Origin of the sequence: Cytobacillus firmus, from assembly GCF_023612095.1 — a bacterium.
Classification (GTDB): Bacteria; Bacillota; Bacilli; order Bacillales; family Cytobacillaceae; genus Cytobacillus.
Map to the genome: position 1 here is coordinate 3,117,529 of NZ_CP086235.1, position 13,958 is coordinate 3,131,486.

Genomic DNA, 13,958 nt, shown 5'->3' on the forward strand with positions numbered 1-13,958 from the left:
ATAATTATTTGTCAATATTTTTTCTTTACACTATAATGTAGCTATTATCATACTATTGAAGGCTTCTTTAGTAAAAAGTTTTTTTGCGGGATTTAGAGATTTTGTTTATTGGACAATGCTCTCCCGCTTTTCTTTTAATACTTTTTCCAATACATATCTTTTTAAACCTTTTTGAGGAGTATGTCAATATGAAAGCAACAGGTGTAATTGTAGAATATAATCCTTTTCATAATGGCCATGCCTTCCATTTGGAGCAGGCCAAAAATATTTCAGGTGCAGAAACCATTATTGCGGTCATGAGCGGCAACTTTCTGCAGCGAGGAGAACCTGCGTTAGTTTCCAAATGGAAACGGGCTGAACTGGCACTAAAGGCTGGTGCTGATATTGTCTTTGAACTTCCCTACCAGTTTGCTGTGCAGCAGGCAGATATTTTCGCAAGCGGAGCCGTATCCATTCTCGAAGCAGCCGGCTGCAGCAGCTTATGCTTCGGGAGTGAATCCGGCAATATGGAAAGCTTTCACCAAACGCTGTCATTTCTCGGAAAACATCATGCTGCCTACCAGGAAAAGCTCAGAGTACACCTGGATGCGGGAGTCAGCTATCCAAAAGCAGCATCCATGGCATTCCTTGACTTGAACCCTGAGGATGAATTGGTTGACCTTTCAAAACCGAATAACATTCTTGGATTTCAATATTTAAATTCCGCCCGCAGGATCAATTCATCTATGCAGCTTTTTACAGTTGCAAGAAAAAGCGCAGGCTATCATGACGAACAATTTTCTTCTGAATCTATAGCAAGTGCGACAAGCATAAGAAAAGCACTTTTTAGCGGGAGTGGAGAAATCGAATCCATTCGCCAGTATGTTCCGGAAACTACATATCAGGGTTTACTTCAATATAAAAGAGAGTATGGTGCGTTTCATCAATGGGAACAATACTGGCCCTTTTTAAAATTCCGCCTGATCCATCTACAGCCGGAACAGTTAAGATGCATTTATGAAATGGAAGAAGGCCTGGAGCATAGGTTTTTATCAGCAGCAATTCAGGCAGAAAGCTTTCAGCAGTTCATGGAAAAGATTAAAACAAAGAGGTACACATGGACAAGACTTCAGCGGGCTTGTGTACACATCCTAACAAATACGGAAAAAACAGAGATGCCCAATAAACCATCAAAAGCGGATTATCTTCGTCTTTTGGGGATGTCCAGGAATGGCAGGAAGTATTTAAACATGCATAAGTCTGACTTAAAGCTTCCGCTGATATCAAGAATTTCATCGCATGCTGCACAACAGCTTCATCTGGATATTAAAGCCTCCCGCGTATATGCAATGGGCATGCAGGCTGCTGAGGACCGAAGTCTTCTGCAGCAGGAATTTAACCAGCCTCCTATTATGGTTGACTAAATCTGTTCTTCTGACTCTTTACTAAAAAATGGATAAAGAAAAGCCAGCAGCAATTCAATTGCCGCTGGCTTTTAGCTTCCGGGTGCAATTCATTATTATTTCAGATTTCTTAAATATTCCACTGCATCATCAAACGTATCCACCGGAACGATTTTCATATCGGTATTAATATCCCTGGCTGTTGCAGCAGCTGCTTTGTAATTGGAGTCTTCTGCACCATTTTCATTAGGCGCAAGGAAAATTTCTGCTCCCGCTTTGTCTGCTGCTACGATTTTCTGCTCGATCCCGCCAATTCTTCCGACTGTCCCTTCGGAATTGATTGTTCCGGTACCGGCTATTTTATAGCCTCCCGTCAAATCTTCTTTTATTAGCTGATTGTAAATTTCAAGAGAAAACATCAGTCCGGCAGAAGGGCCGCCAATTTCTTCACTGTCAATATTCACAGCCGGTTCGACCTCTATTTCTTTGTCGTCAACGAGAGTGATCCCCACGCCAGGCTTTCCTGTTTCCTCAAGTGTTTTTAAAGGAATCGAGGTTTCGATCGTTTTATCCTGCCGTTCAAAGGTTAGTGTAATTTCACTGCCCTCCTGCTTATTGGAGACAGCACTGATAAATTCATCAGAGGATTTGAATTCCCTGCCGTCCACTTTAAAGATGCGGTCACCTGCCTGAAGTTTGCCGTCAGCGGGCATATCAGGCAGCACATTAAGGACATATACGCCATTATAAAGATAATGAATGGGCAGGCCGGCTTTTTTATAGGCCGTTTCAATAGCAGCCAGTTTGGAAGTTGCCATCATATGAAGCTGCCGTACATTATACTCTTCATCTGTTTCATTCTCAGCCCGTATTTCTTCCACAGGATACAATTCCTGATACTTGCTGAATTTGGCAGCCATATATGCATATATATTCGCCCGGCCCATTCTTACGGTAGTCAGCATGAAGCTTCCTTGTTCTTCATAGCCGTTTTCCACCTCAATAATCGGTTTAAGTTCTTTTGCCATACCCGGCTTTGATACATAATAAGGCAGATAATAAAACGAACTGGCCACCAGGATAACTGCCAAAATCAAGAAGGAACGGGTATAAAATTTGCTTCTCATGAATTAGGATGCTCCTTCCATTTAGTTATGTAATGATGAATAATGTCAATATGCTTTTTTGCTTCTTCTTCGCCAATTTTGATGATTTCTTCAATATTTGTAAATGCGCGGGAGCTATACATTTCCACCCTGGGTCTGATCATAAAATCAGAAGCAATTTCCCGGTGACTGACAAGCTCCATCTGCATGATATCCAGACTTTGCATGATTACGTCATAGATTGAGGTGATTTCCGCATTCGCTTTAACATGTGAAACATCGATAGCGATAACGATATCAGCTCCCATTTCCTTAACAACTGACACAGGAACCCTGTCCACTACCCCTCCGTCCACTAGAAGTCGGCCATTTAATTTTTCAGGCACAAATATACCCGGGATGGATATGCTTGCCCGAACAGCATCAGAAATGGGGCCGCTTTTAAAAACAATTTTTTCTCCAGTCATTAAATCTGTTGCCACTACATTAACAGGAATATCGAGGTCCTCGAGGTTTTTTCCATGAGTGAATATACGGATCAGTTCCTTTACTCGTTTCCCTGCCACAAAGCCCATTTTGGGAACTGTAAAATCTAAATAATACTTCCTTTTAAATGCTTTGGAAAGCTTATATAACCGATCAACATCCAGCCCCGCCCCATAAAAGCAGCCTACCATGGCACCCATGCTGCTGCCGGCAATATAATCAATCGGGATTCCGGCTTCCTTCATGACCTTAATCGCACCCAGGTGGGCGAATCCCCGAGCTCCTCCCGAACCAAGTGCCAAACCTATTTTCGGACGCTTCAAAAGACTCCCCCCCTTATAAGCCACTGGCCGATTCGAACTTATGTTATTCTATTCTTTTTATTTCCAAAAGAAGCATACACTAAAAATTTTCAGCTAAAAATTCACATATGCCTGTACTTAATTCTATGGTCTATTTTAAAGTTCTATGAGTATATTGAGTTATATGGGGACAAGACTTGACAGCACAGGCTTTATACTTTATACCTTTGTTCCGGATTCAAAATAAATGAAAAGCCACGAGAAAAATATAGATGCAAATGCTTCTTTATTTTACCATTGTTTAAATTCATTTCACAGTCAGTACAACTTGAGGGAGGCTTGTCCGTGTTTCGTTCCAAATTAAAAACGGTTACTCTTGCACTATCTGTAACCTTAATGGCCATCTCATTAATTTCATTTCCCCAGGAATCGGTTGATGCATCCATCAGGGGATTGGATATGTGGTGGGAAATCGTCTTCCCTTCATTGCTGCCTTTCTTCATAGTTTCAGAAATGCTGATCGGCTTTGGTGTAGTTAAATTCATTGGAGTACTTCTTGAACCTCTGATGAGGCCTCTTTTCAGAGTACCTGGAGTTGGCGGGTTTGTCTGGGCAATGGGGATGGCTTCAGGCTATCCGGCAGGAGCAAAATTGACCGCAAGGCTTCGGCAGGAGGGACAGCTCTCTAAAACAGAAGCAGAGCGCCTGGTTTCCTTTACTAATTGTTCAAATCCTTTGTTTATATTCGGTGCCGTATCGGTTGGTTTTTTTAATAACGCTAAGCTTGGTGTAATATTGGCCCTGGCACATTACCTCGGCAATATTACCGTCGGTTTATTAATGAGGTTCTATGGAAAGAAGCCCCAGCTGACTTCTCATGGTGCAAGGAAGCCATCACTGCGGGCAGCCTTATCAGCTCTTCATCGGACAAGAATAAAGGATAACCGCCCGATTGGCAAGCTTCTCGGAGATGCAGTCATGTCATCCATCCAGACACTTCTGATGATTGGCGGATTTATCATTTTATTCTCAGTTATTAACAAACTCCTATTTCACATTGGAATCACGGCATTCCTTGCAAAAGGCTTAGAAGCTGTATTGTCAATATTCAGCCTGCCACCTGAATTAAGCATCCCGTTCATCTCAGGTTTATTTGAAATAACACTTGGCAGCCAGATGACAAGCCAGGTTCAGCAGGCAACATTAATGCACCAGGTCATCATTGTCAGTTTCATACTCGCTTTCAGCGGATTCAGCGTACAGGCTCAGGTGGCGAGCATCCTGGCCCAAACTGATATTAACTTCAAGCCTTTCTTTTTCGCAAGAATTGTTCATGGCTTTGCCGCTGCATTTTATGCATTCATTCTTTGGCAGCCAATTTATGAACGCTATTACAATACAGAACAGCCATCCAATGCCATTCCGGTCGGTCTTTTTGAAAAATACTCGTTTCTCGGCAAATTAATGGAAGGATTCGTCTCATCCGGACCGATTATTACTATATTTGCACTTTCAGTTTATACTTTAATGCTCGCCAGGCGTTTGGATAGGAATTAACAGCAAAACGGGTACCTATCAGGCACCCGTTTTGTTAAACCCCATACAATCAGCAGATAAGGATATCTCCGCTGATTAATTATTGGAACTTGTTTTTCAGAGCTTGTTCTACAATGTCAGGAACTAGTTCTGAAATATCCCCGTTATATTTTGCTACTTCTTTCACAATACTTGAGCTTAAAAAAGAATATTGATTGTTAGTCATAATAAAAAAGGTTTCCACTTCATCATTTAAAACTCTGTTCATGGATGTGATCTGCATTTCATATTCAAAATCAGAAACTGCACGAAGGCCCCGAATAACAGCATTTGCATTTACCGATTTTGCATAATCCATCAGCAGCCCCTGAAAGGAGTCAACTTTAACATTCTTAAGATCCTTCGTAACTTCTTTTATCAGATGAATCCTTTCTTCAACATTAAAAAGAGGGTTTTTTGAAGAATTATTCAATACAACCACATAAACCTGTTCAAATACCTTTGCCGCTCTCTTAATAATATCCAGATGACCATAAGTAATTGGATCAAAGCTGCCTGGACAAACCGCGATGCCTCCCATTGTTATCCCCCTGTCACATTCTTGTTATGTATATTTTCCATTAGCTATCCAAGTATGTATTATTCAGCCCGACTGTAGATAGAGATGGAAATTACCCCGTAATTTTCATGCTTCTTTTGAACCAGTCTACCAACAGTTTCAGGGAGCTCCACATCTGATCCATGTTCGCATAGAATTGTTCCCTGATCCGAAAGAAGGTTATTCTCATCAATGACCTTAAGAAGCTTAAGCAGCTGCTGTTTTCGGTATGGCGGATCGAGAAAGATATAATCAAAAGTCAGATCTCTTTTTAAAATTGCCTTGAGTGCACGATCCGCATCATTTCGATATATTTCTGCCTTTTCTTCAAAATCGCAATTCCGAATATTTTCATGGATGGTCTGAATGGCCTTTCCGTCCCTATCCACAAAAATGACCTTGTCCGCTCCTCTGCTCAGAGCTTCAATGCCAAGCCCGCCGCTGCCCGCAAATAGATCAAGCCCCTGGCCACCGTTAAAATAAGGCCCAATTATATTAAAAATAGCTTCTTTTACTTTATCAGTAGTCGGACGGGTTGAGCTGCCCGGAACAGCTTTTAATAACTTTCCTTTCCTAGTTCCCGATACCACTCGCATACGATCACCACTAACCTGCAATATTTCAATTTTCCACACTTTCGAAATGGAAAACTGTTTTTTTCTATCCTATCCTACCATATCTTACAATTTGTAGCCAACCGGCAAATTGTAAGCGAAATCATCAGCCGGAAAAAAATATAGCAGTATGTGTATATCCATAATGATTGTGGAAATAATGTAATTAACAGCATCTATTCAAGGATGTTGTTGCCAACCGCGGAGAAGACTTACGTTTCCCCATAAGTTCTTCCTCCGGTTTCTCCTCTCCCTTTGCCTTCTATCCTGAAAAGGATATAGAAGGACCCTGCAGTTAACTGCAGGGCTTTTTATTTTGTATTCTTTTAAATTCTGTCAGGGGGTCAGGAGAATCCCGCTTTCTCTTTCTTCAGCAGTCACTCCAAAAAGTGCTTTAAACCATTGGATTTCCATCCATATTGTTCCGTTTTGCCTGGTTAATGGATTCATAAGCAATCCATAATCTTCTTCATTATAGATAAAAACATTTTTATTCAAATAAAACCGATAACTGTTCTTCCCTTTTGACACAAGCATCGTTTCCTCACCGGAAAGGACCTTTACTTCATATCCTAATGCCTGCATAGCGGCTGTAAATGGAAGAAAAACCTTCCCATCCTTATATACTAAATGAATGCTCGCCTTCTCATCACCAGACACCCATAGCTTTTTTTCTTCCTGAAAATACAGCGGGACAAGAGTTGCTTTGTTTTTGATATTCATCTTGAAAAATTGTGTGGGAAGACCTTTAACATTACCTAAAAGCTTGTCCAGCTTCTCTGCATCCAGAGAATCCGCCTGGAATACATTAATAAGATAATTTTTTAGTTCATTTTCGGTCAACTCTCCCTGCAATTCCTTCAGGGCTATGCTTCCTTTCGTTGAGCCGGGTTTTAAATCCAATAATCCTGATGTAAATGCATCAGTAATCCAGTCAGGAGATCCATCTGCAAATTTTCTCTGAAACTGAAAAGCTATAAGCTTTTTTTCCAGCTGGTCGACTTTAATTTGTGGAGATGTAATCAGGATATTCTCATCCATATATTCAGGATAGCGATCGGTAAGGATAACCGACATAAATGGAAAATTTCCGATGTCATTCAGTTTATTAAAATCCAAGCTGGCTGCCCGAATATCGGCTGTGTATGCATCTGTGTTGTTTATAGCTTTCTTCAAAAGCGGTTCCTCTTGCCAATAAAGTGATGGAACATTTCCATAGCCCTCGAAATAATAATAATCGATATGATCTAGTTTCTTTTGTGCATTAAGCCTAATTCCCGCTGCCCATGTTCCCTCTCTTTTGAAAGAGTCTGAAATTGATATGGATAAGCCCTCAGCCTTTATTCCAGGGATTTTAACAAACCAATCAGTTAACAGGAATGCTTTTTTCTTTTCATTTATCGGTACAGTATACTCAAATATCATCTTATCATCTGCGGAAAAAAATGTATAAGGACTTTCGTCTGCTGAATCACAGGCTTGTCCGGTTCCAGTTTTGCAGTTCCATTTAAATAGAGTGTCGGGAATATCAAGCCTATACTCTTTTCGGGCCACAAGTCCGTATAACTTTTGAGAGATTTTTAGTTCTTTCAGATGCGTTTCGACTGTGATTTCCTGTGTAATCGCCTCGGAACTGTTCATGGCAATCGCACGCTCGGAATAAGTGTGCCACTGCCACAGTACCATACCTGAAATAATTCCAGACAAAAGTAAAAAAATTAATAAAGATGCCTTCCACATTGCTTTGCCCTCTTAGTCATTTTTCTTTTAACCTAACAATACCAAAGGGAAGGTCATCAGTCACATTAATTTTTATATATTTTATGATTTTTTTCCATTCTATTTTTATGCTTAAAATGATAAAGTATGGATGGACAAAAAGCATTAAATAAGTGAATGCGATGAGTTTTAAGGAGGTTCTAATTTTGATACAGCGTTTTATAGAAATTGGCGAGGGATACTCAGATATTTATGAATTAATTGAAATTGCGCGGGCAAACAAGCATCGCTTGTCCCACATGGCTGCATTCCATACGAACGTCAATAATAGAGAAATGACATCCCTGGCAGTTATATTAAAGCCGACAGACCCGGGAGAATTTCAGCCGTTATATATTTGCCGTGAAGGGATCCCGAATCCAAACTCAGTGCCGAATAAAAGGTATGATTTATTCGAGGATGCTGCGAAAGAGCTGAATAAAGAAATTATTCAGCTGACAGTAAAGCCCTCTGCTATTTTTAATGAAAAGGAATTATATTATCAATATTTGACTGGGATATTAAGGCTTAATCATTTTATTGCACCTTTGCATTAAATGAGAAAAAGGCATGAGCTTTTGCTCACGCCTTTTTATATTCCCATCTTATAATCATATTCTTTAGCCTTGTCAGGTTTGGAATTTTCAAATTCCGTTTTTAGGAATGGCTTATAAGATGCTTCCACTTTTTTAACAAAAGAATATGAATTTATCTTCTCCATAATTGTTTCCGCATCGGCAAGATCACAGTATAACACTACATATTTGAGACGTTTTGAAACATAATGTACATTTCCGAATCTTCTTAACATTTTTGCCTGCTTTAAAGAATAAAGCCATACGATTATTCCTTGCCTTTGACCAAGCATATAGTTTTCCCCTTCAGTGATCGTTTGTTTTATTTAGTCTAGCACAGAAAATTAACAGTTTTCAATGGGAAGGTTCAAACTGCATATTTTATTTAAAAAGAAAAACCAGCATCAGCTGGTTTTTAAATGGTGCCTCAGTGGTTGTCTAAGAACAGCCACAGCTGCCTCCAGAACCGCAGCCTCCTCCGCAGCTTGATTCAAAGAAAGGATTGCCGGTGGGAACTTTAATGTGTTCAGACACAGAACGTCCTATCAGCATGCTTACCTCATCCAGCAGGGTTTGCAGGCCTGTCTCTGCTCTTCTGAATTCCGCTACATGGATATCCATGTCCATGTCGCGCTTCAGCTCCCTAATGGACATCATCACCCTTTTATACTCCGGATGATATTTGCCAAATCGCTGAACTTCTTCATACAGTTCTTTCATTTTGATAAAATCCTGTATCTTCGTTTGAGTTTCGCGGCTGTTCTTTAATTTATATAAACTTTTGCGGTAATGTTCCGCTTCTTCTGATTCTATAATCATCGCTGCAAGTTCGTCAGCGTTGTCCAAAATAGCCATTCTTTCTAATGTAGCAAGCAAATAGCCCACCTCCGTTTCTTATTTTATCATGAAACGGTTTAAAGCTAAAGCAAGCAGATTAAGGGATCACCACAAGAAAATCTCTTTTCAGCGAGGCTTCAGCCCTGTTTCCCTTTTACAAGCTCCAGCCCGATTCGATGTTTGCCTGATGGAAGCCCTTTGATAATAAAAGCAGCTGAATGGATTTCATCCTTCTTCTTTCCGTTTATATAGAGGAGAATTTTGCCTTTTTCTTTGCTGCTTTGCTTTCTAAAGGACACATCCTGCACAATACATTCAACAAAAACATCTTTTCCTTTTATTTGATGTTTTACAAAAAAAGGGTCACTGGCAGAACTTTCAACACCAGAAACTGGCAATAGCTGTTCTGCTTTAACTGCATTCACCTGAGGATTGGCTTCCGCTTTTGTTTCGGGCTCAGGAATATCTTTCTGGCACGCTGAAAGAACAAATATAACCAGCAAAATAAAAATGTATTTTTGCCTTTTCATTATTTTACACTCCCTTTAGGATGTCTTCCGTAACGCTCTAATAAAGTTAGTGTTTGCCCGGCTGCTTGTTTTTACTCTAGAACAAATAAAAAGCTCTCTCATGTGCGAGAAAGCTTTCTAATTGGATTGGGAATTCATGGCCTGAAACATGCTCATCATCATGGAGGCCATTTGCACTCCATTCGTGAATTTTTCAACCTGATGGGGGATTGTTTTTTTATAATAGTGAAGGGCGGCAACTTCCAGAGTTTGAATTTCGTTTGGATTTCTGCTCAGTTTTCTATACCAATAAGGCTGCTCACGTATAAATTGCCTAAGATCCTGCTTTTGTTCAAGATACTCGACTATATCTTTTCTCATCTGATTAACCCCTTAATCCTTTTTAAATGTAAAAGGGCTGCTTGGTTTAGTAATACTTGGCTTTGAGCCTCCTGATGGTTTCTGGCCGCCGCCCTGAAATTGCGAAATAACCCCCTGCACAGCTGAAAGTGCCTGGCTGAGATTAGTGATGTATCCCTGCATTTGATTCGCATCCATTTGCTTAAGAGTACCCATAATGCTGCCCATCCAGTCACTTTTTTCTCTTCGGTCTTTTGTGTATTATCTTTGTTTTGTCTATAAGAGTCCCACCTTGAATCTTCTTCCCCAAGCAAATACCAATCCTCATATAATTCTTGCCACGTTGCATTTCCATCCCTGACTTCTTTGATGATCCGGGGATTCTGTTTAACAAACTCTTTAAACTTTTCAACAGAGGGATGAAGCTTCGTTTTGTACATGAAATATCACCTCGTTCTAATGCAAATGCCTATAATACCATATGAATATGAATGAAAAAGGTGAATATTTATATCTGTTTTATTGATCAAATACAATTCAAAAATTCAGCCATTAATGGTAATATATGAATGCAGAAAGATATTGAAAGGTGAATAATAATGAATAGTGATCTTATGGAATTATTTGATCAGTGCACCAGGAATGCGACTGACGAAGAATTAACCGCTTTAGAATCCTTGCTTTTAGGTTTTCATAAAAAACAAACCGGCCAAAACAGCTCTTATATTGGCGGACTGCTCCATATGGAACGGAACATAACTGAAGATGAATGCATACTGACAGTTCCTTTAAGTAAGATTGTCAATAATCCGCTCGGAATTCTCCATGGGGGAATAACCGCTACAATTATTGATTCTGCCATGGGAACCCTTGCGGCTTCGCTGCTTCCTGAAGGTTTTGGCGCTGTTACGACGCAGTTGAATATTCATTATCTTGCAGTCGGCAAAGGGGAATACGTAACATGCAGAGCGAGAATTGACCATAAGGGAACAAAAAGCATGGTATTATCTGCAGATGTCCTCCGTTCTGATGGAAGAAAAATTGCACAGGCAACAGGCAGCTTTTTTATCATCGAAAAGAAAAACGTAAATAATTAAAGGCAGGTGGGAAGATGGTCACCGCTATCGTTATTCCAATTATTTGCCTTTATTTTTATTGGCTGACAAAAAAGGAAATGCGGGAAAGTTATGAGAAGTGGGTGAGCCTTGCAGAGGTCCCAGAGGAAGCTATTATTTCAGGCGAAGTCGTCCATCTTAGCGAGAGCAGACAGCGCTATAATTACAGCCGAATGATTCATGTTCTTGAACTGACCGTCCAAACAAAGAGCCTCAAGCATTCAAATATTAAAAAAATTACTCCTTTAATGACTAATGCTTCAATTCCTTCTGTCAAGATTGGTGATTCTGTCCACTTGTATGGAAATTGGAAAGATGACTATTTTCAAGTTGGCCGGATTCAAATTGCTAATAGTAAAAAAGAGCCTTAACTTAGGCTCTTTTCAGTTTTTAGCTTCTCCATCAGCTTTTTTTATGAAATTTTGAGTATAATGCTTTTTATAAACTCCAACTCCAAGATGGGTAAACTCTTCTTTCAGCAGACTATCCCGATGGCCTTTGCTGTTAAGCCATCCTTCAACAACAGCTGGGGCATCTGTATAATTTGCAGCTATGTTTTCCCCGGCAGCCTCATATGAGACCTCCGCAGCTTCAAGCCGGTCCGCCAAATCGCCGTAAGTTTTAGAAGTATGAGAAAAGTCTTTTGTTTCATACATATCTTTGCTATGAGCTAAAGCTGCCGCAGCAGTCAGATCATCCCATTTCAGCGGCTGTAAATGATGGCTGACTCTTATAACATTGGTAATGTCGAAAATTTGCTTCTCTTTCGCTCTCTCCACATCGTCTTCAAAAGCAGGAGAAGGCACGGGGGGCTCCAATAATTCACCACGGTAAACCATTTCATACGGGCGAAGCTTAATTAAAGTGGCTGCATCCATTAACCTCACGCTGGAAAGCGTCCCTGTAAATCTATCTATATTAAGCTGTGCATAGTACTCACCAACCATAACAAGCGGCCTTGTATTAAGGTCATCTTCAGATAACTCGAAACGGTATGAGCTGTCTTTTACTTTAAGACTGAATTCCGTTTCAAAAAAGACGGATGAATATAATTCACCAATTGGCTGCCCTATTTTAAAAGGGTAAATGTCTGAATCTTCGCCTGTCGCAAACAAACTAACTACTTTATTATTGCTGACGCCAGCCTGAATATACTCAGTACCGCTTTTATTATATATCCACCATTCGTATCCATAAAAAGAGGGATCTATTCTGGACGGCTCTCCCAAACTTTCTTTAAGCTCCTCAGCTGACTTTCCCATTAGTGAAGCCACACCCTTTTCAGGGAACCCCGTATTGGAAGATAGGTTATTTTCCTTATTATTTATATCCTTAATTGTATTTTCCTGACTGACGAGGATTTCCCCTTTTTCTTTACGCCCAATATCGATGTAAAAGCCTGCTGCCAGAAAAATGCAAATCAATACTAAAATCCGGAAAAGTGCTCGCAGAGAACCGTACCTCCCTTCTTTCGCTCGCTGTATTTAAGAAAATTCAAAGTATAACATGCAGGCATTCTGCTAAATGGATTCTAAATAAAATTATTGCATATATACTATTAATCATACCATTAGGTGTATTGTTTATCTATAATTTTCAAAAAAGTTCCGTAACGGCATTTGCAGAAAAAAAGAACACCATAGGTGGTGTCCTCTCAATGCTGTGCTTCAGTTTCGTGTTTAGAAATATCAGTAAGGGCTTCTCCAGCCTGGTCGTCTGTTAAATGACGCACGGCAAAGTCACCCAGTGATACGATCCCAACAAGCTTGTCACCTTCTACAACAGGAAGCCTGCGAATCTGATGTTCTGCCATCAAACGGGCTGCTTCCCGAGCCTCTGTATCACTTGACACAGTTACTAAATGGCTGCTCATTATATCTTCCACTTTAGATGAAGCAGGATGTTTTTCTGCCACACAGCGAAGAACGATATCCCGGTCGGTAATCATTCCGACGAGCTTATCACTATCCACAATCGGGATAGCCCCTACGTTTAATTCTTTCATTTTAACTGCCACTTCATAAACATTGTCCAATAGAGAACAGCTTTCAACCTGGTCTGTCATAATATCGCGGATTTTTTCCAATTTTTTATCCTCCTTCATTTTTTTCTACAATGAATATGGTCCAATAGTGACCGTGCAGGCCTCCTTGACAATATCCGGCACCGATATGGGTTGCCTTTTTGTTAAGAATATTCTCCCTGTGGACCGAGGAATTCATCCAGGCAGCAAACATTTCATCAGCTGTTTTATAGCCCGCCCCGATATTCTCCTTAACGGTGAAAAACGAAATCTGCTGATTCCTTAACATTTCTGTAGGATTTCCATATGTAGGAGAATTATGTGAAACATATTGTAATTTCATCATATCCGAAGATTTTTTTTGGGCTTCAGCATTCAGCTGCAAATCCACAGACAAGGGTTTTAGCCTTAATTCCTTTCTTTTTTCGTTGGTGAGTCTCATGAGTTCATTTTCATTCTCACCCATTTTGGGAAAAGCTACCTTCTTTCCATTGTCTGGAATGATAATCATTTCACCTGGAAATATTAAATCAGGATTTTCTATCTGAGGATTGCTATTAATAATTTCATGCAGATCTTTTTGAAATCTAAGTGCAATTTCCCAAAGAGTATCCTTTTGCTCAACTCTGTAATCTACAGCAGCACCTGCAGTCTGAGGTGTAAAGAATATTAGAAAAAATAAGATACTGATGGCTTTGTATTTCTGCAATGGACGCTTCCCCTTTCACAGTTTGGCACTGCTCAGTTCCATCTGCTC

At 40.1% G+C, this 13,958-nt stretch carries 18 protein-coding genes; 5 read left to right on the plus strand and 13 right to left on the minus strand.

Annotation, left to right across the window (positions count from 1 at the left end):
- Positions 1–188: 188 nt before the first annotated feature.
- Positions 189–1,403 carry a nucleotidyltransferase gene (locus LLY41_RS15640; protein WP_304585820.1) on the plus strand — a complete coding sequence of 405 codons (1,215 nt, stop codon included), beginning with the start codon at positions 189–191 and terminating at the stop codon, positions 1,401–1,403.
- A gap of 95 nt (positions 1,404–1,498) precedes the next feature.
- Here LLY41_RS15640 and LLY41_RS15645 read toward each other — a convergent pair whose 3' ends face one another.
- Both LLY41_RS15645 and LLY41_RS15650 read right to left on the minus strand, forming a co-directional pair.
- Positions 1,499–2,509, minus strand: a complete 1,011-nt coding sequence (locus LLY41_RS15645) for a SepM family pheromone-processing serine protease (protein ID WP_095244129.1) — start codon at positions 2,507–2,509, stop codon at positions 1,499–1,501.
- Complete coding sequence (locus tag LLY41_RS15650) at positions 2,506–3,297, minus strand: patatin-like phospholipase family protein (protein WP_095244128.1); 792 nt, start codon at positions 3,295–3,297, stop codon at positions 2,506–2,508. Before LLY41_RS15650 ends, LLY41_RS15645 begins: the two co-directional genes overlap by 4 nt.
- A 324-nt stretch (positions 3,298–3,621) precedes the next feature.
- On the opposite strand from LLY41_RS15650, the gene ylbJ reads away from it, so the two are divergent.
- Positions 3,622–4,833: a sporulation integral membrane protein YlbJ gene (gene ylbJ, locus LLY41_RS15655; protein WP_095244127.1), complete on the plus strand. Its 1,212-nt coding sequence runs from the start codon at positions 3,622–3,624 to the stop codon at positions 4,831–4,833.
- Positions 4,834–4,912: 79 nt separating this feature from the next.
- Here ylbJ and coaD read toward each other — a convergent pair whose 3' ends face one another.
- The 3 genes from coaD to LLY41_RS15670 all read right to left on the minus strand — a co-directional run bounded on the left by coaD (position 4,913) and on the right by LLY41_RS15670 (position 7,764).
- Positions 4,913–5,392, minus strand: a complete 480-nt coding sequence (gene coaD / locus LLY41_RS15660; protein WP_304585821.1) for a pantetheine-phosphate adenylyltransferase — start codon at positions 5,390–5,392, stop codon at positions 4,913–4,915.
- Positions 5,393–5,451: 59 nt separating this feature from the next.
- Positions 5,452–6,006 (minus strand): 16S rRNA (guanine(966)-N(2))-methyltransferase RsmD, encoded by a 555-nt coding sequence (gene rsmD / locus LLY41_RS15665; RefSeq protein ID WP_095244125.1) that lies wholly within the window; start codon positions 6,004–6,006, stop codon positions 5,452–5,454.
- Between the two features lie 354 nt (positions 6,007–6,360).
- A complete protein-coding gene (locus LLY41_RS15670; protein WP_304585822.1) occupies positions 6,361–7,764 on the minus strand; it encodes a stalk domain-containing protein in 1,404 nt (467 codons plus the stop codon).
- A gap of 185 nt (positions 7,765–7,949) precedes the next feature.
- Between LLY41_RS15670 and LLY41_RS15675 the strand changes: the two genes are divergently transcribed.
- Positions 7,950–8,339, plus strand: a complete 390-nt coding sequence (locus LLY41_RS15675) for a DUF7147 family protein (protein WP_095244123.1) — start codon at positions 7,950–7,952, stop codon at positions 8,337–8,339.
- Positions 8,340–8,374: 35 nt separating this feature from the next.
- On the opposite strand, the gene LLY41_RS15680 is transcribed toward LLY41_RS15675, so the two are convergent.
- The 5 genes from LLY41_RS15680 to ylbD all read right to left on the minus strand — a co-directional run bounded on the left by LLY41_RS15680 (position 8,375) and on the right by ylbD (position 10,503).
- A complete protein-coding gene (locus LLY41_RS15680) occupies positions 8,375–8,650 on the minus strand; it encodes a YlbG family protein (RefSeq protein WP_095244122.1) in 276 nt (91 codons plus the stop codon).
- A 145-nt stretch (positions 8,651–8,795) separates the two neighbouring features.
- Complete coding sequence (locus LLY41_RS15685) at positions 8,796–9,233, minus strand: YlbF/YmcA family competence regulator (protein WP_095244121.1); 438 nt, start codon at positions 9,231–9,233, stop codon at positions 8,796–8,798.
- 98 nt (positions 9,234–9,331) lie between these two features.
- The gene (locus tag LLY41_RS15690) at positions 9,332–9,724 is read right to left on the minus strand and encodes a hypothetical protein (protein WP_304585823.1); all 393 of its coding nucleotides are present in this window, start codon (positions 9,722–9,724) and stop codon (positions 9,332–9,334) included.
- Positions 9,725–9,841: 117 nt separating this feature from the next.
- Positions 9,842–10,084: a YlbE-like family protein gene (locus tag LLY41_RS15695; protein ID WP_095244119.1), complete on the minus strand. Its 243-nt coding sequence runs from the start codon at positions 10,082–10,084 to the stop codon at positions 9,842–9,844.
- On the minus strand, positions 10,081–10,503 hold the full coding sequence (ylbD, locus tag LLY41_RS15700) for a spore coat protein YlbD (protein WP_441294253.1): 423 nt from the start codon (positions 10,501–10,503) through the stop codon (positions 10,081–10,083). The genes LLY41_RS15695 and ylbD overlap by 4 nt, the downstream gene beginning before the upstream one ends.
- 159 nt (positions 10,504–10,662) lie before the next feature.
- Between ylbD and LLY41_RS15705 the strand changes: the two genes are divergently transcribed.
- Positions 10,663–11,160, plus strand: a complete 498-nt coding sequence (locus tag LLY41_RS15705) for a PaaI family thioesterase (protein ID WP_304585824.1) — start codon at positions 10,663–10,665, stop codon at positions 11,158–11,160.
- A 14-nt stretch (positions 11,161–11,174) separates the two neighbouring features.
- Entirely contained in the window at positions 11,175–11,549 is a 375-nt protein-coding gene (locus LLY41_RS15710; RefSeq protein ID WP_095244116.1) for a hypothetical protein, read from the plus strand.
- Between the two features lie 12 nt (positions 11,550–11,561).
- Here LLY41_RS15710 and LLY41_RS15715 read toward each other — a convergent pair whose 3' ends face one another.
- The 3 genes from LLY41_RS15715 to LLY41_RS15725 form a co-directional block, all read right to left on the minus strand.
- Positions 11,562–12,602 (minus strand): CAP domain-containing protein, encoded by a 1,041-nt coding sequence (locus LLY41_RS15715; RefSeq protein ID WP_095244115.1) that lies wholly within the window; start codon positions 12,600–12,602, stop codon positions 11,562–11,564.
- Between the two features lie 230 nt (positions 12,603–12,832).
- Entirely contained in the window at positions 12,833–13,264 is a 432-nt protein-coding gene (locus LLY41_RS15720) for a CBS domain-containing protein (protein ID WP_304585825.1), read from the minus strand.
- A gap of 4 nt (positions 13,265–13,268) precedes the next feature.
- The gene (locus LLY41_RS15725) at positions 13,269–13,910 is read right to left on the minus strand and encodes a CAP domain-containing protein (protein ID WP_304585826.1); all 642 of its coding nucleotides are present in this window, start codon (positions 13,908–13,910) and stop codon (positions 13,269–13,271) included.
- Positions 13,911–13,958: the final 48 nt, after the last annotated feature.

Coding starts and splice junctions, on each gene's coding strand:
- LLY41_RS15680 (WP_095244122.1), bottom strand. CDS start 8,650: ATGCTTGGTCAAAGGCAAGGAATAATCGTATGGCTTTATTCTTTAAAG.
- LLY41_RS15690 (WP_304585823.1), bottom strand. CDS start 9,724: ATGAAAAGGCAAAAATACATTTTTATTTTGCTGGTTATATTTGTTCTT.
- LLY41_RS15695 (WP_095244119.1), bottom strand. CDS start 10,084: ATGAGAAAAGATATAGTCGAGTATCTTGAACAAAAGCAGGATCTTAGG.
- LLY41_RS15670 (WP_304585822.1), bottom strand. CDS start 7,764: ATGTGGAAGGCATCTTTATTAATTTTTTTACTTTTGTCTGGAATTATT.
- LLY41_RS15710 (WP_095244116.1), top strand. CDS start 11,175: ATGGTCACCGCTATCGTTATTCCAATTATTTGCCTTTATTTTTATTGG.
- coaD (WP_304585821.1), bottom strand. CDS start 5,392: ATGGGAGGCATCGCGGTTTGTCCAGGCAGCTTTGATCCAATTACTTAT.
- LLY41_RS15645 (WP_095244129.1), bottom strand. CDS start 2,509: ATGAGAAGCAAATTTTATACCCGTTCCTTCTTGATTTTGGCAGTTATC.
- LLY41_RS15640 (WP_304585820.1), top strand. CDS start 189: ATGAAAGCAACAGGTGTAATTGTAGAATATAATCCTTTTCATAATGGC.
- ylbD (WP_441294253.1), bottom strand. CDS start 10,503: ATGTACAAAACGAAGCTTCATCCCTCTGTTGAAAAGTTTAAAGAGTTT.
- LLY41_RS15705 (WP_304585824.1), top strand. CDS start 10,663: ATGAATAGTGATCTTATGGAATTATTTGATCAGTGCACCAGGAATGCG.
- rsmD (WP_095244125.1), bottom strand. CDS start 6,006: ATGCGAGTGGTATCGGGAACTAGGAAAGGAAAGTTATTAAAAGCTGTT.